The 417-nt window shown below is 37.9% G+C and carries 1 protein-coding gene; it reads right to left on the reverse strand.

Annotated features, from left to right (window positions below; all coding sequences use genetic code 11):
* The coding region (locus LQ679_RS14680) for a MucBP domain-containing protein (RefSeq protein WP_239763583.1) at positions 1 to 417 on the reverse strand (417 nt) is incomplete at both ends.

A 417-nucleotide genomic window follows, 5' to 3' on the forward strand; every position in this document is an offset into this window, starting at 1 on the left:
GGTTGCCTTCTGTTTCTAGATAATTGTATTCATTGATTTGCTCTGGATGTGTTGAACTATAATCTTCTCCTACTTTGCCATTCAATACTGTGTCTGGTTGTACTGGATTTCCATTCTCATCCACATATCTCACTGTTACATGACCGTCTGCTTTTTGATACACATACGTCACTGTTTGATTATCTCTTGAATATTCTCCTGTTGGGTTACCCTCTGTTTCTAGATAATTGTATTCATTGATTCGTTCTGGATGTGTCGAACTATAATCTTCTCCCACTTTGCCATTCAAAGTTGTTGGATCTTGAATTTTGTTTCCATTCTCATCCACATATCTCACTGTTACATGACCGTCTGCTTTTTGATACACGTACGTCACTGTTTGATTATCTCTTGAATATTCTCCCGTTGGGTTGCCTT

It is taken from the genome of Mammaliicoccus sp. I-M35, from assembly GCF_022386455.1.
In the GTDB taxonomy this organism is placed as follows: Bacteria; Bacillota; Bacilli; order Staphylococcales; family Staphylococcaceae; genus Mammaliicoccus; species Mammaliicoccus sciuri_A.